We start from the raw sequence: 23,734 nt of genomic DNA, 5'->3' as shown, positions 1-23,734 counted from the left end.
TCAAAATTAATGACTGATGAGCCATCACCTAGCAGTTATGCGTTTCATTGATACTAGCCTTTAGCTAGCTTATCCAATGTGTGAATTTTGAATTTTGAATTTTGAATTGTTCTGTGTGGTTCGCTCCCACTTCTTTTGCCATTAATGGGTCTCGTCATGACTACACAAGCCCAAATTCCAATAGTTAAACCACCCTCTCAAGCAGAAAAGTCACTGGATCGTGGCTTTATTTGGCTGACTCGGCTTTTTGCATTGGGGGTTGCTGCCATCCTAGTATGGATAGCCCTTCAGGTTCTGATTCAGGCATTGCCTGCTATTCAGAAGTATGGTGCTAACTTTATTGTTAACAGCACTTGGAACCCCGTTACAAATGAGTACGGTGCATTACCGCAAATTTACGGAACTTTAGTAAGCGCTTTTATTGCTTTGCTGATAGCTGTACCAATTGGTGTTGGCACCGCTGTCTTGCTGAGCGAAAATTTCTTACCATCAAAATTACGGCTAGTACTGGTCTTCTTGGTAGAACTGCTAGCAGCCATTCCTAGTATTGTGTATGGAATTTGGGGATTTTTTGTTTTAGTTCCCCCGTTAACAAGCCTGGGAAAATTTCTTAATTCTACCTTGGGCTTTTTGCCAATTTTTAGCACTGTTCCTGCAGGACCTAATATGTTAGTCGCTGGAGTCATCCTAGCGATTATGACTTTGCCGATCATCACAGCCATCTCTCGCGATGCGCTGATTTCTTTACCGCCCAGTTTGCGTCAAGCAGCTTTGGGATTAGGAGCAACCCGTTGGGAAACGATTTTAAAGGTTCTCATTCCATCTGCCTTTTCTGGTATTGTGAGTGCTGTGATGCTGGGACTCGGGCGGGCGATGGGAGAAACAATGGCTGTAACCATATTGATTGGAAACGCCAATAACGTTAGCGCCTCATTATTTGCACCAGGCAATACGATTTCTTCTCTGCTGGCAAGTCAATTCGCAGAAGCCGGCGGACTGCAAGTTTCAGCTTTAATGTACGCAGCGTTAATTCTGTTTGTTTTAACTTTTATTGTCAACATTTTGGCAGAGTTAATAGTACTGCGAGTGAAGCGAGTGTAACATTGGGGTATCTTGAAATATGACTTCTAGTTTTTCACCGCAGTCCTCTGGTGGAGCAGGCCGCACCAATTTGGCTTACTCTCGGTCATCTCCCCGGACATTGTTTAACACCGTGATGACGGTTTTAGCATTTGTGTGCGGGATATTGTCTCTTTTGCCCTTGCTGGCAGTGCTGATTTACGTCCTCTTTCGAGGCTTCAGCAGTTTAAATTTGAACGCATTTACCCAATTACCACCGCCACCTTTCGTACCAGGAGGAGGCTTTGGTCATGCCATTGTCGGAACAATAATAGTAGTAGCACTTGCTGCACTATTTAGCATTCCCTTTGGAGTTATGGCAGCAATTTATTTGACAGAGTTTAGCTCTGGTAAAATATCTCGCTGGGTTCGGTTTGCGACTAATGTTTTGAGCGGAGTTCCCTCGATTATTGCGGGGGTGTTTGCTTATGGAGTTGTGGTTATAACCACTAAGACATTCTCAGCGGTAGCTGGAGGAGTCGCTCTGGGAATTTTGATGTTGCCCATTATAGTGCGAACTACTGACGAATCCTTGCAATTAGTATCGCAAGATTTGCGCCAAGCCGCAACGGGATTAGGAGCAACTAAGTTTCAAACAGTCTCCCAAGTGGTGCTACCAGCAGCTATACCAGCAATTGTCACTGGGGTGACTCTGGCGATCGCTCGTGCGTCTGGAGAAACTGCACCTTTACTGTTTACCGCTCAAGCCTCTCAGTATTGGCCTAGTGGCTTATTTGACCGTACAGCTTCTCTTGCTGTTTTTGTTTACAACTTTGGTACTTCGCCATATGCAAATTTGCAGTCACTAGCTTGGGCGGCGGCTTTGATTTTGGTGTTGTTGGTTCTGCTGACAAATATCATTGCCCGGTGGGCAACTAGTCGCACACTTAAATAGAAAAGCAAGCTCGAACAGTTAACAAAAATCAGAAAAAAGCACCACTATTTATGACTACCAACACTAGAACCGGGAATCAAACAGATACGGTTTTTCGTACAGAGGGACTCAATGTATTTTACGGAAATTTTTTAGCAGTACGCGATATTTGGCTGGATGTCCCAAGAAATAACGTAATAGCCTTTATTGGTCCTTCTGGATGTGGTAAAAGTACCTTGCTGCGCTGCTACAATCGCCTTAACGATCTAATTGAAAGTTTTCGAGCAGAGGGAAAAGTTTTTTACCAGGGTGAAGATTTGTATGCATCTCACATTGATCCTGTAGAAGTGCGTCGTCGGATTGGGATGGTGTTTCAAAGACCAAACCCGTTTCCAAAGTCAATTTATGACAACATCGCCTTTGGTCCAAGACTCAACGGCTTCAAAGGTGATATGGATGAACTGGTAGAGCGATCGCTCAGACAAGCGGCTTTATGGGATGAAGTCAAAGACAAACTGCGGCAAAGTGGTTTATCTTTATCTGGTGGACAACAACAGCGTTTGTGTATTGCTCGGGCGATCGCAGTTCAACCTGAAGTTATTTTAATGGATGAACCCTGTTCTGCACTTGACCCCATTTCCACCCTCCGGGTTGAAGACTTGCTGCATGAACTTAAGGAGCAGTACACCATTCTGATCGTGACTCACAATATGCAACAAGCTTCGCGGGTTTCAGATAAGACAGCCTTTTTTAACGTTCAAACTTCCGACAAAGGAGGTCGTACCGGCTATCTTGTAGAATATGACCGCACAGAGGTCATTTTCCAAGATCCTAAACAGGAAGCCACCAAGGAATACGTCAGCGGTAAGTTCGGTTAAAGATCACATATTCTTTGTCGCAATAATGATTCATAGCAAGACGCTTCAAGTTTTCAGGCTAACCCTGAAAACTTTTTTCATTTTTAGATAAGCGGGCGGCGGGAATCGAACCCGCATTAATAGCTTGGAAGGCTATAGTTTTACCACTAAACTACGCCCGCAAATTTGCAACCTCTATAACATAACACAATCTTACTCAGATGCCAAGTATTTGATCATGATTCCGGAGATTTGCGCTGGATTTTTACACGTACAGGCAGACTGCTCCATCGTGGGTTTGTCTTGCCAGTTGCAGGATCTTTATCGCTTGCGGGGACAAATTTTTGATCTTGGAAAATTTCATTCGCATATTTCTGGTATTCACTTCTTTGTGGTAGGGGTATTTCTTGATCTACTTTGATGAACTGCAATTTGCCTTCTTGATCAATGGTTAGCCACACTAAAAAATCTACAGGCTGAAAATCGCGTCCTGAGTCAGGTAAAACGATGTTTAATTCTTTTCGCCTGCTGTTGTCTTGCTGTTGAGCTAGGTTTTCTGGTATATCCTTCTTTAATTTATCCGCTTCTGGATACCAGAGCGCTTCAAATCCTCCCACTTTTGGCTCATCCAGTGGCGACTGCTCTGGTTTGACAGGTGGAGCAAGATCTGGTAGCGGTGTTTCTTTTCCAACAATAACCTGTTCATCAGGTTGTTTAGGAAGAGTACCAGGTGATTCTGTAGACTCGTTAGGTTGCTTTGCTTGCTCACCTGTTTCGGGTGAAGAATCAGGACGAGTTGAATCTGTGGTGTTATTCTGCGGATTTGGAGTTTGATTTTGTAATGGTTGATTCTGTGTGTCTGAATTATCCGCTAAAGTTGTTGGTTCTGGAGTTGGCTGGGGTTGTTGTGCTTGTGGGGTATCTTCTGGAGTCGGCTGTAGCGGAGGTTCTGGAGTCTTTGCGATGAATGGTTCCGGTTGGGGAGTTGGTTGAGATGTTGCGATCGGTTCAGGATTTGGTTGTTCTTGCTTGATAACCGGTTTTTTTAAGGGTTGCTGAGTTTTATCCTTTACTTGAGGTTGAGAAGTTTTTGGGCTTATGGGGTTTGCGAGTGTGATGGCATTGCTATCTTCTATAGTAGAGGTGGATTTTGGTGTTAAATTTCCTTGAGTAGATAACTTTGGTGAGCTTGTTACAGACGACTTTTGAGTTGTCGAGGGTTTTGTAGACAAAACTGGTTTTGCGTTTGATGACGCTTTTGGCTGTGAAGAAATCTCTACAAATTCTACTGGGATAGGATTTGACGAATTTCGTTGCGATAAGAGATTATACGAATACGAGCGCAGTAGCCAAAACAGCAACAAGTGGAGGGTAAAAGAAATAGTGGCTACAGCAATCCACAAACCAGGTGGATCGCTGTGTCGCCTCCATGATTTTTCTGGAATAGGAGTTTTGTCAGTAACCGATTGTGTCATATCAACTTATGTGTTCTTAATCCTGAGCCAGTCTAACACTGCGTTATTACTTGTTGCGATTTGTTCAATAAGAGTTTGTTTACTCTCACTCAGCATGTTAAGTTTTTTTGCGTTTGCCTAAAGGACGGCTCCCGAAGCGAGCATCGCACTCGCTTTAAGATTAGCAACTAAGTTGTTTTTGGTGGCAATCATGGTAAAGTTTGCGATATGGCAACAATTAAGATTAAATAGCAAAGTATACTATTCAACAAATACATACCTCCAATTTAGGAATCGGGATCATCACAAAGCTATGCTGAATTACTTGCTCACAGTAAACGGCTTATCGTGTTGAGGGTTCACAAAGTTTTCCTATAAGTTTGATGATGTTTTACGAGATTTGAGAATATTTATATTGGATAAAATCAAAATTGAACTAGCTTTGAAACCCTTGTTTTTTCACTCATTTCCTCAAGAACCAGTCTTAGCCGCAGCGTTTCCAGCTTCTTGCCAATTTAAAATGCGTGCGGCTACACCTGCTGATTTGATTGGTGTTGCCCAAATAATTGCCGAAAGCTTTCATAGCCAAAGTGGTGTATTAAAGTGGGTTTTTCCATTATTGCGTTTGGGTATATACGAAGACTTAAGGCATCGTTTCGCATCTCCTGCACCTCATCATCTGTGTTTGGTTGCTATTGACATGACTGCCGATACTGCAAGCAACATCGTTGGGACTGTAGAATTGGGTGTGCGTTTTAGCGATTCTTGGATGCAAGCAGGTAAGAGTTTTCCGTACTTGTCTAATTTAGCTATAGATCCAAAATACCGTAGGCAAGGTGCTGCTTCTGGGTTACTGACAGCTTGTGAAAAGGTTTGCCTCTCTTGGGGGTTTCAAGATTTATACCTCCATGTTTTGGAAAATAACTATCAGGCACGGCAGCTCTATTTCAAGTTGGGATATCAGGAGCAAAAAGTTGAATCCCATTTGAATATATTCTTTTTGAGACGCTCACGCCAGATTCTCTTGCGTAAGCGCCTAAATGCGACTTAATTGTCTGAATTCTCTGCTCAATGAGTTTTCTGGCGTATGGTATATCGCAACACCACTTGTAGGATTAACAGATCAAAACAGTCGTGCTATTCGCCTCCGGTGCACCACTAGACAGCCTCTGTCTCTCCCGTAAATACCTAATACAGACATTTCAAGTTAATACTACTTGATATGATACTCGGACATTGTGTCTGCTTGAGAGTTGATTTCGATGATCTGGAAATCTGTGTTCTGTTTGTGATTTGATATTGAGTTTCTACTAATCATAAGATGCGGATTTTTCCTAATTAACGTTATCCTAAATTTACATAAGCAAATTCAAGATATTTAACAAACGAGAGCATGACGGCTTCTTGACTGACTTTTTACTAGAAGAGAAAAGTTATCATTAAAAAGATTTTTTGAAAATGTTAGAGAATCCTAACTAAATAGACTTGACTAGTTACAATAAATAAATGTAGCAGTCCTAAATCATTTGTGAAAAACAAGATCCCCGACTTCGTGAAAGTTGTCAGGGATCTGTGTCTCTCAATTTATGCGCTACGCGCAGGCACTTTCACAGGAATCAAATAGGATTGCAACACTATCATCATTTTGATTACAGTATTTATTTACAAAAATTTATGAAAAGACAAAAGAAAAGATTTCTGTTTGTAAATCTTACTTAATTTGAAATAACTTCAAGTGTTGAGCCAAAATATATGCGAACAATTTTATTAGCATACGAACAAAGAAAAGTTTAAAAAAATTTCTGTATTAAATTGGCAGATTTGTTAAGAAACAATTGACGATTGAAACAAGAGCGTAAATATTTAATGCTTACTCTTTCAAATAGATTCTTCTTATGACATTAGAGAAATAACGCTAAAAACAATTTAATTCATCACGATAACTTTGTATTCTAGATATCTTTCTTTATATAAACTTTAATAAAAGGCTTCTTTTGTAGAAGACAACTTCCGTTAAATTTCGTAAAATGTGAATACCCAATTACTGATACGCTCTCTTTATTCTTTAAGATAAATAAAGAAGCCAACTGTTAATAGTAAAGAAAGTTTGAAGCTGTGATTGTACTATAAATATATTCATCTACTGATAGTGCAAAAAACAACCAAGTTCATTCAAATTTCGAGAAAAGATGGATAGCGAAAACTACCAGCGCTATCAGACTACTATGGTATCTACTTATTACCCTGACACCAGTTTCCTCGACTATCTTGTCATGCCAGATGGAACTGAGCAATCTTATAGCTCGGACCTCCTAACGATGCTGCTGAGTGGAAAAGTTTTCATCGTCAACAGTCGTAGACGAAATGGTTTAATACTGTTTAAACGTTACCATGCTGAGTTTGCGGGTCCAGGAGCAGCCGTGGGTGGTGATTATGATCGTGATTGTCGAGGTGCATTGCCTATAGGTAACCTGTCGTTGTTAAATACGGAATCTCATGAAGAACGCCAAAAAGCCTACTTAATTAGGCGACAGTGGATTCGGTTAATCAAACAAATTACAGAAAACCAAGTACCAGGACAGCGAATTCAGAAGATACTAGACCAATTTGAACAATACTTTCCAGCAGAAATGGTTGCTCAATTGCCAGATGAGGCTTTTGCCCTTTTAGTGGGTGTAATACCACAAACTGTGGCAATATTACGCCGCATGAGTAGCGAAGAAGAAAGCAATTTTGATGACTGAGTTTTAGCTGTTTTGCTTTTATCAGACACAATTTGAGTAGAAGTGAGTCTTACATCCTATTTCAACAATTATGAATTGAAAGAATGTGCTTTTGTGTTAATGTCACCTCAAAATGAAATTCATTTATTTAAACAAAGTAAAGCAGCTTGTAGTCGATTTCGTGTCCTTTGCATTTTCTTCTGGAGTTCCTACAGTAATTCGCAATCCTCCGTTGATTTCTCGCACAAGGCGCGAATATTTTTGACAGCAGTGTCTTGTGAGTGAGAATTATTTGGTTTTAGGCGTAAATAAATAATGTCTGTCGGGCTTTGCCAAACTTGTAATGCCGAATGTTGAGAGAAAGCTTGAATCTGTTCATCTGAACCTTACCCAACCGAAATGTGGGAAGGTGTGAAGATAGATAGCCGAAAGTGAGCAGATTCATTGACATACTCGGCATCGCGTCCCTTGCGCGTGTCCGGAGGACTCAGCTTGGTTGCCCCAAATCTCCGATTTGGGGAGAGGGGTTTGCTTCAAGAAACCCCTCTGGGCAAAGAAGGGCGATAGCTTCGCTTGCCTCGCGCGCAAAGCGCACGCATTCGCGTTCGGCAGATCGCACCATGAAGTGTTTCATGTCCGCCATCAGCGTAACGGTTCGTCTCAATGAGTTGCTGATATGTCCAAGCTAGTTTTTCTTTTAAGTCTGGTGGCAGATCGTAGGGACTTTCATTCGTGTCTAGGGGGTCAAGGCTTCGACTTCGCTCAGCCTTGACCCCTCGCGGAGCCGAGGGGTCAATTTGGATAGATGCTTGGACGTTTTGAGCAGTATCGCTACTGGGGCGAGGTTTGTAAGCGGTAAATTGCACTAAGTCTAACCTGATGAATGGGAACATAACTAGTTATGGGTCTTAGTCATTAGCAAAAAATAATTAATGACTAAGGATCGTTGATTATACAACTTTATGGAAACTGACAAAAGAGCCGGATTGTCTGCCAAATTTCTGCCATGACATTACCTAAACCGTGATCGCTGTCAAGTTCTATCAACTCCACCCAAGGACGTTTTTGGGCAAAATCATGACTGGCTTGAATAGGAATCACTTCATCATCTCGTCCGTGCAGGATAAGGGTGGGGATAGGACGTTGTAACGTTTCCTCTTTGTATTGACTAGCGTCTGTCACGAAATCGTAACTTAGAGGAAGTTGCTTCTGTTCGCCATAGTGGTAAACCATCAGATATCTTTCTTTTTGCCAGCGCTGTATCGCCTCATCTCCTAACTTGGGTAACCAATGGCATAAAAACCCAAAAGCAGGCGCTAAAAGGACGAGGCGTTGCACTTGTGGATATTGCTGTCCCAGATGGGCGGCGCTCAAACCACCCAAACTGGAACCAATAAGCGTGACTGGTGTAGAATCATGATTGAATTCGGACGCAATTTGAGAAAGCTGGCGAGTTATTGTCAGGTGAGAAAAATCGCCAGTATTCAAATCAGGGATTTTTAACTTGATATTGGCTTGTGCAAAGCAAGTACGTATGTACTTTGCTTTTGCAGAATCAGGACTGGATGCAAAGCCGTGAAGATAAATAAATTCACCAGACATGAAGTTTGACCAAGCCCCAAAGGGGCGGGTGTAGCTGACTTGTTCAGCGCATGGTGACGAATTCTTCTGCTGATGTGGGATGGATACCAACAGTAGCATCAAAGTCTTTTTTGGTTGCGCCCATTTTCACGGCGATCGCCACACCTTGAATAATTTCACCTGCGCTTTCACCCACCATATGAGCGCCTAACACTTTATCTGTGTTAGCATCCACTATCAACTTCATCATTGTCTTTTCTGATGAGCCTGTCAAACTGTGGAATAACGGACGGAAGCGAGTGCGATAAATTTTCACTCCGTCGTCACCGAATTTAGAACGTGCATCAGCTTCGGTCATACCAACTGTAGCAGCTTCTGGTGTGGTAAATACGGCTGTGGCGACATCTTCGTGACTGAACACGCGGCGGTTACCACCGTATTCACTGTCTGCAAAAGCACGACCTTCGCCTATCGCTACAGGAGTGAGATTGATTCTGTCGGTAACATCACCTACAGCAAATATATTCGGTTGAGAAGTTTGACTGTATTCGTTGACAGCGATCGCGTTCATGGTGTTATATGCTGGTCCTTCGTCAGAAGTTGCAACAATATCAACTCCAACATTTTCTAAACCTAATCCTTCTACATTAGGTGAGCGACCTGTTGCTACTAAAAACACATCAGCAGTCAGTGGTTCAGTATGTTCTCCTGATAACGTCAGTTTTAAACCTTCTGGGACTTGTTCTACAGCTTTTACTACAGTATTCTTGATGATTTTTATTCCGTGATTGATCATTCCTTCTTGTATTTCAAGCTGGATGTCTTGATCAAAACCTCTCAAAATCAAATCTTTGCGGATAATTTGCGTTACCTGGGAGCCTAATCCGCGCATGATAGAGGCGAATTCTGAGCCGATATAGCCTGAACCAATAATGACGATATGTTTTGGTTGTTCTTTGAGGTGAAAGATTTCGTTGGAAGTTATGGCATGTTCCATTCCTGATACATCAGGTTTGATCGGACGTCCTCCCACAGCAATCAAAATTTTGTCTGCTGTAACTTTACGTCCGTCCACTTCTACTGTGTGCGGGTCTATCAGGCTAGCACGACCTTGTAAAAGTTGGACTCCTGCTTTGTCTAAAAAGTTAATGTGCAGTTGTGAGAGTCGGCGAACTTCCTTATCTATTGTTGTGATAAAACGTTCCCAGTCTAGTTGTGCTTCACCCACCTTCCAGCCATAACCAGCCGCATCATGAAACAAAGCGGGAAAGTGGGATGCGTACACCATCAGTTTTTTGGGAACACAGCCACGAATCACACAGGTTCCACCCACTAAGTCATTTTCGGCAATGGCTACTTTTGCCCCGTAGCTTGCGGCGCGTTTGGAAGCAGCCAAACCCCCAGAACCAGCGCCAATGACAAATAGGTCGTAATCATATGTCATAGTTTTTAGCTTCCGTTAATTAAGTCCTTAAGAATCATTAAAAAAACTTGATACCACTCCACCAATGAAAGTTAATATCCTGTAGGTGAGATGGTATCTTTTTAAGAAAAGTTTTGAGGCACAACGAAATGATTTCCTAATGGCACTCAGATAACCCTCACTCAATTCGTTGTGCCATAAATTCCCATTCTTTGCTGTACAATTTTATTCTGGCAAAGTTCAGGTATGTTTTGTTGACACCATTGAGTGATTTCCTTACAGGGAATGAAAAAGAAACTCCTCACCTGTTGTGGGATGAATGCCAATTGTCTCATCTATGTCTTGCTTGGTAATACCCTTGCGAATAGCAACAGCAAGACTTTGAATGATCTCTGCGGCATGTTCACCAACCATGTGAGCGCCCAAAACGCGTTCAGATTCACCATTCACTACTATTTTTATCGTAGCTTGTTCGTCCTTTTCTGTCATTTGAAATAGCATTGGTTGAAAGTGAACGCTGTAACATTTTACAACTTCACCAAATTTTTCCCGTGCTTTTGCTTCGGTCATACCAATAGCTGCGGGTTCTGGACGGGCAAAAACAGCAGAGGGGGCTTGTTCATAATCAACTTTTTGGGGTTTTTTGCCAAAAACTGTATTGGCAAAAGCACGACCTTCTGCTTTGGCAACTGGGCTTAATTGCAGGCGATTAGTGCAATCACCCACGGCAAAAATGTTTTCTACAGTTGTGCGGTTGTAGTCATCGACTTTGATTGCGCCTTTTTCCTCAAGTTCTACTCCAGCGTTTTCCAAACCGAGATTTTTGGTATTTGGAGTACGACCTGTGGCAATCAATATAGTATCCGCCGCAATTGTTTTTCGGGAGTCGCCAGTTATGGTTAACACCAATTTTTCTTCTGAGTATTTGATTTGTTTGACGCTGCTGTTGCCAATAAAGCGAATTCCCCTTTTGTTCAAACCTTCTTGAACACCCAAGCGAATGTCCTCATCAAATCCTGATAAAATCATCTCATCATGCTCAATCAGCGTGACATCGCACCCAAAAGCGTTCATCATGCTGGAAAATTCCACACCAATATAGCCGCCGCCAATAATTGCTAAGCGTTTGGGTAAGTAGGGTAAATCAAATATCTGGCGGGAAGTAATAGCGTATTCAATGCCTGGAATGTTTGGCTTATTAGCGCCCCCACCTACAGCAATTAAAATCTTATCAGCCGTATATTTGCGTTCGTTAATTTCGACAGTGTGAGAATCGACGAAAGTCGCATGACCTCGAATCAATTCAATGCCAGCTTGTTGCAACTGTTCAAAATACGAATGGTGAATGCTTTCGATCTGCTGGTATACAGACTTGATGAATTGTGTCCAGTCAAAGCGGCTTTGGCTGTCACTCCAACCGTAGCTATGTGCTATCTGGTTTTGCAAGGCGAAATCAGCAGCGTAGACAATCAATTTTTTCGGTACGCAGCCGCGATTAACACAAGTACCACCGACGGCTCCTTGTTCGGCAATAGCGGCACGGATGCCATAGCTTGCTGCTGCCTTAGCTGCTGCCAGTCCTCCTGGACCAGCACCAATCACAAACAGGTCGTAATCGAATGTCATGACTTTCGGGAGAATCAAAAGCAAAGTACTGATTTTTGCTTCTATTTTCAACTAATTTTAGTTACAGCTGCATCTATCTTGACTTTGATTTTGGATTCTGCTGTCTGCAATTAAAATAATTAAATCTCTTGTTTTGTCAAGTTTTCTGGGGATGATTTTTTGACAACCTCTCTAGCTTTACTTAAATTGTCTTGATAACCTTGTGGTTCACCTAGTAGTACAACAGAACACTGAATCTGCCGTACGATTTCAGTCGTCACATCACTGAGAGCAACTTCACCAATGTTGAGCCGGCGACGGCGCGATCGCAGTACCACCAAATCACAGGATTTCGACGCCTTGAGAATAGCATTGACTAAATTATCAGACGCAAGAACTTTGATATTCGTATGGCTTTGGGGGAAGTATTTGGAAACCAGGAGATTCAATTGCGACTCCATCCAGGCAACGCGGGCGGGGGAAGTACGGCGAGCGCACACATGCAACAGCGTGACTTCTGCCTGATTCGCTTGTGCAAAAATCTCCACAAATCGCACAACTCGCACTGCTTCTTGGGTCAGATTTTCAATAGGTACCAAAATGCTGCGGATATTGCTCGGTGAATCTAGCAGGCGAGTAACAGCCACGGGACAGTGAGATGCCCAAAGCACACTATCAATTACATTACCAAACAGGCGGGCACGTATTCCAGTCGTACTACCCCAGCCCATGACAATCAAGTTAGCATCTTGCTCGCGGCTGGCATGGTTAATGCCATGAACTATTCCCTGGTCAATACGTACCAGTGGTTCCACTTCTACCCCAAATTCCCGACCAAGTTCTACTGCTTTAGACAGAAGAATCTTACTTTGCTGTATGTCGTTCTCCAACTCTGGTGAGTCCATGTGAATGTGAGCAGGTGTAACCGCTAGGGGGACGACTCTACCAGATTCCCGACGGATTAATAGTGCCGCCATTTCAATCAAATTTCTCTCTGTTTCCGGGTTGCGAACAGGTACAACCACTGTCAACGCTTGAGATGGGTCATTTTTCCAGACAAGTGTTGATTCAGAAGCTTCGGAAGTTGTATCCGTTGTAATTAACCCAGGAGCACTTCGGGCAGTAATAAGTGGTCCTAATGTAGCCGTCACCATCATCAGAACAATCACACCATTGAGTATACCTTCCGTTAATAAGCCTGCCCGATAACCCACCAAAGTTGCCGCTAGTGTAGCTGCTACTTGAGGCAGAGACAAGGACCACATCGTAATCATTTCTTGCCAGTTGTAGCGGTAAACAACTTTTGCCAGGAGTGCTGCTGCTCCCTTACTGCCAATTAAACCCACTAAAATTGCCAGAGTCAGCCATACAGAACTAATGCTTTTTATAAATCCCGGAATATCAATCAACAAGCCTAGGTCAACAAAGAAAATTGGGATGAACAGGACATTACCAACAAAGACTACCTTTTCTTTTACAGGTCCAGAACCGATAACCTCATTGACTGCTAACCCTGCCAGAAATGCCCCAACAATTTTTTCTACCCCAATCACTTCTGCTCCCAGCGCCGAGATAAAAACAACCATGAGGATAAATAAAAATTGGTTTCCTTGTTCGTCTCTGGTTCGTCGAAAAAACTCATGTCCCAACCACTTGAAGCCAAATAAGATAACAGCAGAGTAGATAACCAGCCCGAGCAGTAGCTTCATTAAGCTAAATGTAGAGAATGCTCCTTGATGGATAGCGACACACACCGCTAAGACCAGCAGTGAGCCGATATCTGTAAAGATGGTAGCGCCTATGGTAACAGTTACAGCTTCATTTTTGATGACTCCCAATCGACTGATAATTGGGTATGCCAGCAGAGTGTGGGAAGCAAACAAAGAGCCAATCAAAACGGAAGCATTCCAACCAAAACCAAACATCCGCCCCACAATGGTTCCTGTAATTAAGGGCAGTAGGAAAGTGAATGTACCAAAGCCAATGGAACGATGCTTGGTTTGCTCAAACTGTTCCATATCAATTCCCAGCCCAGCCACAAACATCAGGTACACCAGCCCAATGTCAGAAAGTAGCTTGAGGGTTTCCGACTCGGTATTGAGGAGATGCAATCCATGCGGTCCCAAAGCTACGCCTGCGATGAGTAAACCTATCAATCCTGGCAGCTTGAATCGTTCAAACAATAAAGGGACTATTAAGATAACCGTCAGCAGAATAGCGAAAGAAACAATTGGTTCTAGATGCATTAATAACTCCTCAAATGAGCTGCGGTTGATTGCTCAGTTAAGTAATTATTATCATCAAAGTTAAAAATTTTTATCTTCTGTCCTGGGACTGTATTAAAACGTTTACAAAAGTAGATATTTTCCTTGTTTCTCTGTAAAGTTTTAAGTATGAAAAGCATCGAAGTTACAAGAACTCACCTCCAAATGCGATCGCCCGATGAGCATAACCCAGTAAAGATCGTAGGCGACGATAGCGAAGCGCTGCTGCTTTCAGCAGATCGCGCACACGTTACTCAGGTTTTTGATTGTCCTGCATCCTTTTACCGTTACCTATATTGTGAAGTTGGACATGAGTATCATTGGGTGTATCGTCGCAATTGGACAGATGAGCAGATTCAAACACACCTGAGTCAACCAAGCATTTCATTGTGGGTGCTTTATTACACAGGAGCACCTAGCGGTTACTTTGAGTTAGAGCAATACGAAGATGGCTCAGTTGAAATTGCCTACTTTGGACTACTCAAGGAGTATACAGGACGTGGATTAGGTAAGTATCTGTTGACAATAGCAATTGAGCAGGCCTGGAAAAAGGCAACTCATCGCATTTGGGTACACACCTGCACGTTAGACCATCCAGCGGCACTTAGCAATTATCTTAAGCGGGGATTTAAACCCTTTGAGCAGGAAACTTATATCGAAACAATTTATACTTAAAAGAATATAAATGCATAACCAGAAAATAATTGCTCTCTTTAATTCTTCTTACTTGAGATAAAAATTAAAGACATGTTTTTCTGATTCATCTGCCACATTTCTATATTGTGAAGTTGATAGAGGAGGAAAAAAGTAGGATTGAAAAGGATTTAAGCTTTCACAAGTTTCTAAGGGAAAAGGTTTCTTTTCTGGAACGTCATCCCACCCTACAACAAGGACACCACCCTGACGTAAAGATTGGTAGCATCCCAAAAATGCATCTTCCACGTCTTTCCTCTCATTCAATCCCCAGCCGAAAACACCATTACAAAGAATTAAATCTAAAGAGTTATCTTTAAAATAAAGATTTAAATCACTCATAGAGCCAGTAATATGCTTATTGGCACCATAAATCTTTTTCATTGGGTTAATATCAATTGTCCAGTATTCTTTTTTTTCAAACCATTTTTCGTAGTGCTTTGTATAAGAGCCACATCCGACAAATAAGACTTTAGCAAATTCCTTTTTATCAATAAAAAAAGGAATTATTGTTTGTTCAAGTATATAGCGATCATGATATTGAAGCGACATTTCCCACCCCATCATTGTATAAGTAACTACTTTGAAACCTCTCAAAATCATTTTCGGGTTACTCACGTTACTTAATATATTCATATGTACTCTCCAAACTTCGTGATTCTTGTAATTTTTAACGACTACAGCGTTGCGGAAATAAAGCTCGCAGAAAACAAACCACAAGTTTTGTGGTATAAATCTTTGAATTTTAGACTTCTGCGCAGCCGTACTACAAATGTATTAAATAGGACGATCTTAAAGATGGTGTAAAAATCAAGTTAATATTGGGTTAATTAAAATAAATACTTTTGGGGAGGGAGTGAAGTGTTTCTTTCATTAGTGACGGGTTGCAATGGCTATTACCCAACAGCAAAATCCGTAAACTGTCGCATATGAGGCGTGTGGAAGCCCAAGACAATATCCTGCTTTGGCACACCCATCTCCACTAATTCAGCAGCAATGTCATCTTCTGTACCATTCCACTGAATCCAAATCTTGCCATCCTTGATATCCAAATGCATCACAGGTCCATAAATCCGCCGCCGATTGTGCCAACCTACATATATCAGCTGATAATGATCGTGCTTTGTGTCAAAAATTATCTGTGCTTCTACACCATCTTCACCAGAATCACGCTCTGCATATTTTCTGAGTAATTGCTGAATATACTCTTGGTATTTTTCTAGCTTTGCCATTGCACAACCTCCTCTTTTTCGTCATCGTAAACGAGTAAATTTACTTGACTACGTTGAATCACTGACTGAACAAATGGCTGTGTAAAAAAATCATTATAGGTAATTAAGGGTATTGCTAAATATAGAGTGTGCTTATAACCAAAATCCACTAAAGCGTAGCGGTAGTTGATATATTGTCCAATTGCTGTATGGAATTCTGCCATTGTAGAAGCAGCCAAAAAACTTTTGATTTCAACGGCAATTTTTTGTCCATCGCGGTCAGCTGCAATAATTTTCTCTGCGCCCAAGTCGATGTACAGTTTTGTTGTAGAACTGATACGAATACGTAGTGGATCATCTGTAATCAACCACCCATCTTTCTGAAGCGCTATTTTTACTGTATCGTGAAATCTATCCTTGGCTGACATATCTTGCCACTTGCAGGTTCTGTGGATATTTTAACAATGGTGTGTAGACTCATAGTAGCTTGTCTTCAGATATCGCACTTTACCCCAAAAAAACAAAAGCCCCCATGTTGTGGAGGCAATAAATGGACAGATATCTCTATCACAATTCACCCGTAGCCAGCATCTGAATAATACGAGGCGTTCCTGGATCGAAGCCGCCCAAATCCCAAGACAGGGGATCATTCGGATCTACCAAAGTAATCTGGTAAGGTGCAAGTGTGATGTACACTGCTTTGATATTGGGATTTACCTTGTTGCGGTACTCAGCCAATGCTTGACTTGGATGCTTGTCACCTGCCCACGATTCATTATCTGTCCAAAAGCAGATGACATCTGCCTTATACTTTTTCCTAATCATCCATTCGTAAGCAACAGATGCATCTGTTCCACCAAAGTTTTTGTCACTCGCTTTGTCCACCGCTGAACGAAAAGTATCTTTGGCGGTGATACCCAAGCCGTAAAATTGACTAGAAAAACCACGAATCATATAGCTTTTCTCTGCTTTTGCTGTGACTAGTGCCATTGTTGCGGCGACTTCACAACAAGTTAGTCCCATATCCGCAATTGGAAAACCCATAGAACCAGACACGTCAACAGCGTGCATGAACACTTTGCCTGTGGGTTGCACGACATCAAAAGATAGTTCCACTGCTTTTTCTAAAATGTCCACAATTTTGTGAACTGGGTTCCAAGTCTTTTTGCTGCGTCCCAATTTCCCACCAGACTCATATGTTTTGAGTGCTTTTAAAACATCAATTGGATGAATGCGACCTTTACGTAAATGTTCTTTGTTGTTGAGAACCGCTTCAACTCGCTGCAAGTTGACAGATTCATCAGATGTTAAAACTCCTATTTCAGTGAGTGAACCTAAGTTACGCAACAATGCACCAATTGGCATTTCGTTAAACAGCAACTGCCAAGCAGATTTATCCATCTTGCCCACGGGTGCAGCCATTTCATGGGTTAGGTGTCCTTGGACAATAGCTTCGTGAGTCTGATCTGGATTGCGCTTGAGCCACTCATACCACCAAATCTGTGCTAACGCCCCAGATGGGATTTCTGTTGGCAAAACTTCCCATCCTTTGACTACCCACTCAAATAGTTGTTGATGGTCTTGTGTAGGTGGTTTGACATGGAACAGCCGCAAAGCATCTCGGTTGGAGAAGTCATAACGTTGCTGGTACTTCAGCAACTGGTAAGCCAAACCCTTAACATCTTCCCGTAAGAACCAATTTTTTCCAGCTTCGCGTACAACCTTACCAAATCCCCGCAAAGACTTAGTGTAGTTCAGCCATTCATAAAAATGACTCCCCGTGCGGACAACTTGCGGGAAGATTTCACCAAATGCTTTTTTGGCTTCTGGCGACTCACCCATCGACAGTAAAACCAGCGCAAGAATAGGCGCACTGTTGTTAATGGCGCGTCCATCGCTGGCGTAAAGGATTTCTTGTGCGACTCGCTGAGGATCTTTGGCGATCGCCTGTCTCGTCACCTCAACAAAATCTTCTGTCAATTCATTTTTGCCCGCATAATAAGTGCTTTCTGCCGTGCCAATCAGCAAACAACGCTGCAGCATCTTCCAAAGACCTGCATCGAACATCCAACCACCAGAACGTCCTTGGATCATCTGGGCTTCTTGTCCAGGAATAGGCTGAGTCTGCGGTGTTCCTGTCTTTTTTTGAGTAAAGAATTTGTAATTCACGGCTTTCTCTCCCAGCCAATGCATGCAAAAATGGAAGGTGGCGGGGCAGGACTTGAACCTGCGACCTCCCGTTCCTCAAACGATAACCCTCATTCTTCGTCCTTTTCAGGCAAGAGTTGAATAAGGATATTGGCGCTCTACCAACTGAGCTACCCGCCACAAGTAAAATTCAAAATTCAAAATTCAAAATTCAAAGTTCAAAGTTCAAAGTATGCCCTGCGGGCACACTACGCGTATCTCCTGCCCAGACGCTGCGCGTTCGCTCTTAGCGTGCGCTTTGCGCATACAAAGTTCAAAATAAGAAGAAACGTTTTTAATTTTTTGTAACGCATTCTCCAGGGCTGAAAATTGAATTTTTTCAAAGCATGTGCTTGTCCTTTGAATGTAGTATATGTAATATACTATGTCAAGGGCTGGGGTAAAAAATTTTCTCATAACTTTTATCTCTCCACACATCAAACAAAGCGCTTGGCGAGGAGGACTTTATAGCTCAATACGCTTGGGTTAAGGATTCATCCTCCCTAGCCCACGCCAGTCGCTACAACGGAGGGAACTGAGCAAACTTTTTAACGGGCGTTGGGGGATCTTAATAAAACTAAACACCATTAACTAAACCGTATTGCTTTATAGCTTCTATTCGGTTTTGCCGAAATCTTTTTTGGCAAACTGACGAATAACACAAATAATGTTCCCAATTTTTGCCAAGATATATTATTATTTCCACACACAGTCACTTGGCAGTTATCGGCATGAGTGAAAAAACTATAGAAAGTGACGGCAAGGGTTTTCTAGTTCTACTTTTGCCCATCTCGTTTTTAATTATTTTCGTAGTTGCTACTTGGCGAATTTGGCTGGCACTAATCCTACTTGTGTTGGCTTTTAATGTCTGGCAACTTTACACATGGCAAAAGTGGTGCCAGAAGGTAAATCCGATTTTCCATCAACTGATTCGGGAAAACCAAGGCAAGATTACGCCAATGGATTTGGCAATCAAGGGCAATTTTCCTGGGGAAAGAGCAAAACGCTACCTAGATACGAAAGCATCGGAATTTGCTGCTAGCACGGTTAACTCCGAAGATGGAAGCAAAGTCTATCAATTTATCACCGCGAGTACTCTAGGCAGCATACTTGACAGTAGCGAACCACCCAAACAACTTGAAAGTCAACCAGTTGTTACCCAGCAAGCGCTACCGTTTCTAGTACCACCAACGCCCCAGCCAGTTTTACAAGAACTAGAAACCGAACCACTACCTCAACCAATCCAAGAGGAAGCAAAAAAACCGCTGGAAAAACAATTGATGTTTGGTTCTTTGATTCAATCTGAACTTGCCAAGCGTCTCAATGTTTATTCCAGCACAGTTTATAAGCGGCGGGACGATCCCGATTTTCCAGAGTGGAGTCGCACCAAGGATCCAGATGGAGTTGCTTGGAAATACTCCCGAAAAACGAAAGAGTTTTTCCCGGCTGACGAAGGCAAAAGTTAAAAAAGTTATTCTGTTACCAGTTACCAGTTACCAGTTATTCACTGTACTAGTACAAGGACTCGTGACGTCAGTCGTCAGAAGTCAGGAGAAAAAATACATACATAAACTAGGTTTTACCCTGTTTATAACTGTCTGGTTATTTCTGTCGCGCTGTACTAGTAACTATTCACTGATAGAAGAAACTTCTTTTTACTTTTCCATTTTTCCTTGTAAACCGACAGCTTCGCAGATGCTATTCAATCCGCTTTGTTCTAGCTTATATAGCAACCCTTGGAGAACGTGGCGTATCATGGCTGGTCCTTCGTAAATCCAGCCTGTGTAAACCTGAATAAGGCAAGCACCAGCTGTGATTTTCTCCCAAGCATCTTCTGGAGTAAATATACCGCCAACACCAATAATCGGTAATTGACCTGCTGTTTGCTGCCAAATAAAACGAATAACTTCGGTGGAACGTTCTTTTACTGGAGCACCGCTGATACCACCAGCTTCTTCTTGAGGTGATTTGCCAGTTTGGTCAATCACCTTTGTTTTTAGTCCATCCCTACGGATAGTGGTGTTGGTGGCAATAATTCCAGCTAATTGATAGGTTTTTGCTAGGGAAATAATATCGGCGATCGCCTCCCATTCCAAATCCGGAGCTATCTTGACAAAAATCGGCTTATATGCATTATTTTCATGTTGTAAAGCATCCAAGATAGAACTAAGCATCGGGGCATCTTGGAGCGATCGCAACCCCGGCGTATTGGGTGAAGAGACATTGACGACAAAATAGTCTCCAAAATTCTTCAGTAAGCGAAAACTATCGAGATAATCCTTCGCGGCTTCTTCTAGAGGAGTTATCTTAGATTTTCCCAGATTAATACCTATAGGTACAGATAGATTTAACTCTTGCTTACGTTGTGCTAACCGCGCCAGCATTGCTGCAGCACCTTGATTGTTAAAGCCCATACGGTTGAGGGCGGCTTTGTCTAAGGGTAAGCGAAACAAGCGAGGACGGGGATTTCCTGGCTGTGCATGAAAAGTCACAGTTCCCACTTCTGCAAAGCCAAAACCAAGTTTTGACCATATAGGAACTGCAACGCCATCCTTATCAAATCCAGCTGCTAAACCTAAAGGGTTAGGAAAGTGCAGCCCAAAGAGATTTTGTTCTAGGCGTGCATCTGACAAACAAAACGACTGTACCAGACGTTGGTTGATCCAACTCGCAGGTGCTTGGTGGTCAGTTTTTCCCAACCAGCTTAAACTGCGAATCGTTGAGGAGTGCATCCACTCTGGATCTGCTTTGAGCAGAGTGAACAAGAGGGGACGAAGTGCATTTTTATAAATATCCACAATCTAAAATTCAAATCGCTGCGTCTGGGTACTGTTGTTAGCGTCTCATATAGTAGCAATTTACGTTGAGTGATCATCAGGAGTGGAAAAAGCTCTTCACTCTTGCGACAGTCCTTGATTTCTCTCTGAAGATGCATGACAATCAATACCCGACAATAAGTCACAAAATTTACTATTGTGTTGTACGAAAGTAGCTATAATTAATTTCCAAATCTCAGAAATCTAGCTCTAAGCTGCTGATTAATAATATGGGACGTGCTCGTTCTAAATCTGACTTGCCCACAAAAATTTGTCCGGTATGTCAGCGCCCTTTTACTTGGCGCAAAAAATGGGCAGATTGCTGGGATGACGTAAAATATTGCTCCGAACGTTGCCGTCGTCACCGTTCTCAAGCTACAAATGAAGCAAATCAATGACCGTAAAGGTACGGGTAAATAAACAAACAGATGGAGATCAAGGTACAACCTAAGTTAATTATTCATGGAGGCGCTGGTACTTCTCTAAAGGCAAAAGGAGGAATTGAGGCGGTACGCCGTTCTCTCTACCAAATTATAGAGGAAGTCTATTCTCTTCTAGAGTCGGGAGCATCTGCAAATGAGGCTGTTGTGCGCGGTTGTCAAATGTTGGAAGACGACCCCCGTTTTAATGCTGGTACAGGTTCTGTGCTGCAATCGGATGGTCAAATCCGCATGAGTGCTTCTTTGATGGATGGAACATCCCAAAGCTTTAGTGGGGTGATTAATGTCTCGCGAGTCAAAAATCCTATTGACTTGGCGATCGCTTTACAAACCTCTCCTGACCGCGTACTCTCAGATTACGGTGCAGCAGAACTGGCGAGGGAGTTGCAAATACCCAGCTACAATGGCTTAACCGAGTTACGCTTGCAAGAGTGGATACGGGAGCGTCAGGACAATTTTCAAAGAACGATGGCTGGGGTCGTAGCAGACGCAGAACTGGTGGAAGCCAGCAATGCCCGACGCGGTACGATTGGCGTTGTTGCATTAGATACTCAAGGAAAGATATCTGTAGGCACTTCTACTGGTGGTAAGGGATTTGAGCGAATTGGACGCGTGAGCGATTCTGCAATGCCAGCAGGGAATTATGCGACAAAATATGCAGCAGTTAGTTGTACTGGTATTGGGGAAGACATAATGGATGAGTGTTTAGCAGCACGAGTAGTGGTACGTGTCACTGATGGTCTGTCCCTCAAAGAAGCAATGCAGCGCTCATTTGCAGAAGCACAAGAACACAAAAGAAATTTTGGAGCGATCGCCCTAGATGCTAATGGGGCGATCGCTTGGGGTAAAACTAGCGATGCTCTCCTTGCGGCTTACCACAACGGAGAGAAAATTGGCGATACCTTAGAACTACCCGTTGGGACAGAAGTTGGCTGTATATTCAGTTCTGACGGCTAAGTGACAAGTTTTGAGTATTTTCACTCAGGACTCTTAAGAGGCTCTGTACTCTTGTTGCGCCACCCTGGTTTGACAACTTGACGGGCACGAGCAATTACCAAAGAATCATCAGGGACATCTTCTGTAACAGTGGAACCAGCAGCTATGTAGACGTCATTTCCTAGCGTCACAGGAGCAACTAAAACGCTGTTGGCACCAGTTTTGGTGCGATCGCCTATATTGGTAGGATGTTTTTTCACACCGTCATAATTGGCGGTAATTGTTCCTGCGCCAATATTGACCTTGGTACCGGCGGTGGTGTCACCCAAATACGACAAGTGGGCAACGTTAGTGCGATCGCCCAACTTGGTATTTTTCAATTCCACGAAATTTCCTACCCGACAACCAGCGCCCACTTGTACTTGACCACGAAAATGGGTATACGGTCCTACACAGGTTTTTGTTTGTATAATACTATTTATCACCACTGAATACAGCACCGTGACATTTTCGCCTATCTGGCTATTTTCAATTAAGCTTCCGGGTCCAATGCGACTTCCTGTCTGAATAACTGTATAACCTCGCAGATGAGTTTGGGGTTCGATAATCACATCTGGCTCTATTTCTACGGTGTCGTCAATTGTAATACTGGCAGGGTCAATAAGGGTAACACCTGCGCTCATCCATTTTTCCTTGACTCGCTTTTGCAAAATCTCGTATGCTGTTGCCAGTTGTAAGCGGTCGTTAATGCCCAGAATTTCCTGCTCATCTTCCAAATCTACTGCCATAACTGGTTTGAGCAAGCTGACAGCATCCGTCAGATAGTATTCTTTTTGAGAATTGTTCGTTTGTAAATGAGGCAGAACTTTTGCTAAATCCTGCCAACGGAAGCAGTAAATACCAGCATTAATACGGTTATTTTGTTTTTGATTCGGTGTGCAATCTCGGTCTTCAACGATTTGTTGGACAATATTTTCACCATTACAAAAAACGCGTCCGTAGCCTTTGGGATTATCCAAGTATGCTGTGAGGATGGTGGCAGCGTTTTGGTTTTCTTGGTGAGTTTGCAACAGATTTTTGAGAGTTTCTGTGCGAAGCAAAGGGACATCACCAGACAACACGAGCAAATCGCCTCTGTAGCCTTCCAGATGGGGAAGTAATTGCTGGATGGCATGACCTGTTCCCAGTTGCACACTCTGTTCAACAAACTCCAGATCTGGTGTTGACTGGATAGCTGCTTTGACTTCAGCCGCTTGATACCCAACAATCACCATCTGCTGACTGGGCGAAAGCGGTTTGACACTGTCGATAACTCGTTCGATGAGCGATCGCCCACCCAAAGAATGTAAAACTTTGGGCAGGTTTGATTTCATGCGTGTTCCACGTCCCGCCGCCAGAATTGCTACAACTACCATAATTTAGCTATCAGTGAATTGCTTTGAATGCGTGTGTTAATTTGAGTTTAGGCTCAATTTACAAGAAAACCGCAAGGTCGTCTAAGTTAACTAGACTCCTACTAGAGCCAAGAATATCTTGACTAGAAGTCAAGAT

The 23,734-nt window shown here is 42.7% G+C and carries 20 protein-coding genes, 2 tRNA genes and 1 pseudogene; 9 read left to right on the top strand and 14 right to left on the bottom strand.

The genetic code is table 11. The features are described from left to right. Positions 1-156 precede the first annotated feature (156 nt). Genes pstC through pstB form a run of 3 tightly spaced genes read left to right on the top strand, consistent with a single transcriptional unit; the run spans position 157 to position 2,871 of the window. Positions 157-1,101, top strand: coding sequence for a phosphate ABC transporter permease subunit PstC (gene pstC, locus AC5590_RS12810; RefSeq protein ID WP_169264079.1), 945 nt, complete (start codon positions 157-159; stop codon positions 1,099-1,101). Between the two features lie 19 nt (positions 1,102-1,120). Continuing rightward, positions 1,121-2,014, top strand: a complete 894-nt coding sequence (gene pstA, locus AC5590_RS12805; RefSeq protein WP_169264078.1) for a phosphate ABC transporter permease PstA — start codon at positions 1,121-1,123, stop codon at positions 2,012-2,014. 50 nt (positions 2,015-2,064) lie between these two features. Beyond that, positions 2,065-2,871 (top strand): phosphate ABC transporter ATP-binding protein PstB, encoded by an 807-nt coding sequence (pstB, locus tag AC5590_RS12800; protein ID WP_169264077.1) that lies wholly within the window; start codon positions 2,065-2,067, stop codon positions 2,869-2,871. Positions 2,872-2,961: 90 nt separating this feature from the next. Here pstB and AC5590_RS12795 read toward each other — a convergent pair. Next, a tRNA-Gly gene (locus AC5590_RS12795) sits at positions 2,962-3,032 on the bottom strand. 54 nt (positions 3,033-3,086) lie between these two features. Further along, positions 3,087-4,325 carry a hypothetical protein gene (locus AC5590_RS12790; RefSeq protein WP_169264076.1) on the bottom strand — a complete coding sequence of 413 codons (1,239 nt, stop codon included), beginning with the start codon at positions 4,323-4,325 and terminating at the stop codon, positions 3,087-3,089. A 394-nt stretch (positions 4,326-4,719) separates the two neighbouring features. Here AC5590_RS12790 and AC5590_RS12785 point away from each other — a divergent pair, with 394 nt between their 5' ends. Both AC5590_RS12785 and AC5590_RS12780 read left to right on the top strand, forming a co-directional pair. Then, entirely contained in the window at positions 4,720-5,355 is a 636-nt protein-coding gene (locus AC5590_RS12785) for a GNAT family N-acetyltransferase (RefSeq protein WP_246162928.1), read from the top strand. A gap of 1,138 nt (positions 5,356-6,493) precedes the next feature. Continuing rightward, positions 6,494-7,048 (top strand): hypothetical protein, encoded by a 555-nt coding sequence (locus AC5590_RS12780; RefSeq protein ID WP_169264075.1) that lies wholly within the window; start codon positions 6,494-6,496, stop codon positions 7,046-7,048. Between the two features lie 590 nt (positions 7,049-7,638). On the opposite strand, the pseudogene AC5590_RS12775 reads toward AC5590_RS12780, so the two are convergent. The 5 genes and pseudogenes from AC5590_RS12775 to AC5590_RS12755 form a co-directional block, all read right to left on the bottom strand. Further along, positions 7,639-7,920, bottom strand: a pseudogene (locus tag AC5590_RS12775) (hypothetical protein); the annotation flags it as partial. Between the two features lie 67 nt (positions 7,921-7,987). Continuing rightward, positions 7,988-8,629, bottom strand: coding sequence for a YqiA/YcfP family alpha/beta fold hydrolase (locus AC5590_RS12770; protein WP_169264074.1), 642 nt, complete (start codon positions 8,627-8,629; stop codon positions 7,988-7,990). 43 nt (positions 8,630-8,672) lie between these two features. Further along, positions 8,673-10,052, bottom strand: coding sequence for a glutathione-disulfide reductase (gor, locus tag AC5590_RS12765; RefSeq protein WP_169264073.1), 1,380 nt, complete (start codon positions 10,050-10,052; stop codon positions 8,673-8,675). A 255-nt stretch (positions 10,053-10,307) separates the two neighbouring features. Further along, complete coding sequence (gene gorA, locus AC5590_RS12760) at positions 10,308-11,657, bottom strand: glutathione-disulfide reductase (protein WP_169264072.1); 1,350 nt, start codon at positions 11,655-11,657, stop codon at positions 10,308-10,310. 119 nt (positions 11,658-11,776) lie between these two features. Continuing rightward, the gene (locus AC5590_RS12755) at positions 11,777-13,882 is read right to left on the bottom strand and encodes a cation:proton antiporter domain-containing protein (RefSeq protein WP_169264071.1); all 2,106 of its coding nucleotides are present in this window, start codon (positions 13,880-13,882) and stop codon (positions 11,777-11,779) included. A 147-nt stretch (positions 13,883-14,029) separates the two neighbouring features. On the opposite strand from AC5590_RS12755, the gene AC5590_RS12750 reads away from it, so the two are divergent. Then, a complete protein-coding gene (locus AC5590_RS12750) occupies positions 14,030-14,575 on the top strand; it encodes a GNAT family N-acetyltransferase (RefSeq protein WP_169264070.1) in 546 nt (181 codons plus the stop codon). Positions 14,576-14,623: 48 nt separating this feature from the next. Here the strand turns inward: AC5590_RS12750 and AC5590_RS12745 are convergent, their stop codons facing one another. The 5 genes from AC5590_RS12745 to AC5590_RS12725 form a co-directional block, all read right to left on the bottom strand. Beyond that, positions 14,624-15,229: a methyltransferase domain-containing protein gene (locus AC5590_RS12745; protein ID WP_169264069.1), complete on the bottom strand. Its 606-nt coding sequence runs from the start codon at positions 15,227-15,229 to the stop codon at positions 14,624-14,626. Between the two features lie 260 nt (positions 15,230-15,489). Further along, a complete protein-coding gene (locus AC5590_RS12740) occupies positions 15,490-15,825 on the bottom strand; it encodes a XisI protein (protein ID WP_169264068.1) in 336 nt (111 codons plus the stop codon). Continuing rightward, on the bottom strand, positions 15,813-16,232 hold the full coding sequence (locus AC5590_RS12735) for a XisH family protein (protein ID WP_169264067.1): 420 nt from the start codon (positions 16,230-16,232) through the stop codon (positions 15,813-15,815). The genes AC5590_RS12740 and AC5590_RS12735 overlap by 13 nt, the downstream gene beginning before the upstream one ends. Positions 16,233-16,371: 139 nt before the next feature. Further along, positions 16,372-17,973, bottom strand: coding sequence for a TROVE domain-containing protein (locus AC5590_RS12730; protein ID WP_169264066.1), 1,602 nt, complete (start codon positions 17,971-17,973; stop codon positions 16,372-16,374). A gap of 37 nt (positions 17,974-18,010) precedes the next feature. Then, positions 18,011-18,132 (bottom strand) — tRNA-OTHER (locus AC5590_RS12725). Positions 18,133-18,722: 590 nt separating this feature from the next. Between AC5590_RS12725 and AC5590_RS12720 the strand changes: the two genes are divergently transcribed. Beyond that, positions 18,723-19,457, top strand: coding sequence for a hypothetical protein (locus AC5590_RS12720; protein ID WP_169264065.1), 735 nt, complete (start codon positions 18,723-18,725; stop codon positions 19,455-19,457). A gap of 189 nt (positions 19,458-19,646) precedes the next feature. Here the strand turns inward: AC5590_RS12720 and AC5590_RS12715 are convergent, their stop codons facing one another. Next, positions 19,647-20,789 carry a quinone-dependent dihydroorotate dehydrogenase gene (locus tag AC5590_RS12715; RefSeq protein ID WP_169264064.1) on the bottom strand — a complete coding sequence of 381 codons (1,143 nt, stop codon included), beginning with the start codon at positions 20,787-20,789 and terminating at the stop codon, positions 19,647-19,649. Positions 20,790-21,037: 248 nt separating this feature from the next. Between AC5590_RS12715 and AC5590_RS12710 the strand changes: the two genes are divergently transcribed. Then, positions 21,038-21,205: a DUF2256 domain-containing protein gene (locus AC5590_RS12710; protein ID WP_169264063.1), complete on the top strand. Its 168-nt coding sequence runs from the start codon at positions 21,038-21,040 to the stop codon at positions 21,203-21,205. A gap of 30 nt (positions 21,206-21,235) precedes the next feature. Beyond that, positions 21,236-22,204: an isoaspartyl peptidase/L-asparaginase gene (locus tag AC5590_RS12705; RefSeq protein ID WP_169264062.1), complete on the top strand. Its 969-nt coding sequence runs from the start codon at positions 21,236-21,238 to the stop codon at positions 22,202-22,204. A 20-nt stretch (positions 22,205-22,224) separates the two neighbouring features. Here AC5590_RS12705 and glmU read toward each other — a convergent pair whose 3' ends face one another. Beyond that, the gene (glmU, locus tag AC5590_RS12700) at positions 22,225-23,598 is read right to left on the bottom strand and encodes a bifunctional UDP-N-acetylglucosamine diphosphorylase/glucosamine-1-phosphate N-acetyltransferase GlmU (RefSeq protein ID WP_169264061.1); all 1,374 of its coding nucleotides are present in this window, start codon (positions 23,596-23,598) and stop codon (positions 22,225-22,227) included. Between the last annotated feature and the right edge of the window lie 136 nt (positions 23,599-23,734).

The organism is Brasilonema octagenarum UFV-OR1, from assembly GCF_963888615.1.
GTDB classification, from domain to species: domain Bacteria; phylum Cyanobacteriota; class Cyanobacteriia; order Cyanobacteriales; family Nostocaceae; genus Brasilonema; species Brasilonema sennae.
This window is presented reverse-complemented; position numbering and strand designations above follow the sequence as displayed.

What these genes read in the sequence shown, in the direction of transcription:
- pstA (WP_169264078.1), top strand. Translation starts at nt 1,121, where the DNA reads ATGACTTCTAGTTTTTCACCGCAGTCCTCTGGTGGAGCAGGCCGCACC.
- AC5590_RS12745 (WP_169264069.1), bottom strand. Translation starts at nt 15,229, where the DNA reads ATGAATATATTAAGTAACGTGAGTAACCCGAAAATGATTTTGAGAGGT.
- AC5590_RS12720 (WP_169264065.1), top strand. Translation starts at nt 18,723, where the DNA reads ATGAGTGAAAAAACTATAGAAAGTGACGGCAAGGGTTTTCTAGTTCTA.
- gorA (WP_169264072.1), bottom strand. Translation starts at nt 11,657, where the DNA reads ATGACATTCGATTACGACCTGTTTGTGATTGGTGCTGGTCCAGGAGGA.
- AC5590_RS12740 (WP_169264068.1), bottom strand. Translation starts at nt 15,825, where the DNA reads ATGGCAAAGCTAGAAAAATACCAAGAGTATATTCAGCAATTACTCAGA.
- AC5590_RS12750 (WP_169264070.1), top strand. Translation starts at nt 14,030, where the DNA reads ATGAAAAGCATCGAAGTTACAAGAACTCACCTCCAAATGCGATCGCCC.
- AC5590_RS12755 (WP_169264071.1), bottom strand. Translation starts at nt 13,882, where the DNA reads ATGCATCTAGAACCAATTGTTTCTTTCGCTATTCTGCTGACGGTTATC.
- pstC (WP_169264079.1), top strand. Translation starts at nt 157, where the DNA reads ATGACTACACAAGCCCAAATTCCAATAGTTAAACCACCCTCTCAAGCA.
- glmU (WP_169264061.1), bottom strand. Translation starts at nt 23,598, where the DNA reads ATGGTAGTTGTAGCAATTCTGGCGGCGGGACGTGGAACACGCATGAAA.
- pstB (WP_169264077.1), top strand. Translation starts at nt 2,065, where the DNA reads ATGACTACCAACACTAGAACCGGGAATCAAACAGATACGGTTTTTCGT.
- AC5590_RS12735 (WP_169264067.1), bottom strand. Translation starts at nt 16,232, where the DNA reads ATGTCAGCCAAGGATAGATTTCACGATACAGTAAAAATAGCGCTTCAG.
- AC5590_RS12710 (WP_169264063.1), top strand. Translation starts at nt 21,038, where the DNA reads ATGGGACGTGCTCGTTCTAAATCTGACTTGCCCACAAAAATTTGTCCG.
- gor (WP_169264073.1), bottom strand. Translation starts at nt 10,052, where the DNA reads ATGACATATGATTACGACCTATTTGTCATTGGCGCTGGTTCTGGGGGT.
- AC5590_RS12780 (WP_169264075.1), top strand. Translation starts at nt 6,494, where the DNA reads ATGGATAGCGAAAACTACCAGCGCTATCAGACTACTATGGTATCTACT.
- AC5590_RS12705 (WP_169264062.1), top strand. Translation starts at nt 21,236, where the DNA reads ATGGAGATCAAGGTACAACCTAAGTTAATTATTCATGGAGGCGCTGGT.
- AC5590_RS12770 (WP_169264074.1), bottom strand. Translation starts at nt 8,629, where the DNA reads ATGTCTGGTGAATTTATTTATCTTCACGGCTTTGCATCCAGTCCTGAT.
- AC5590_RS12790 (WP_169264076.1), bottom strand. Translation starts at nt 4,325, where the DNA reads ATGACACAATCGGTTACTGACAAAACTCCTATTCCAGAAAAATCATGG.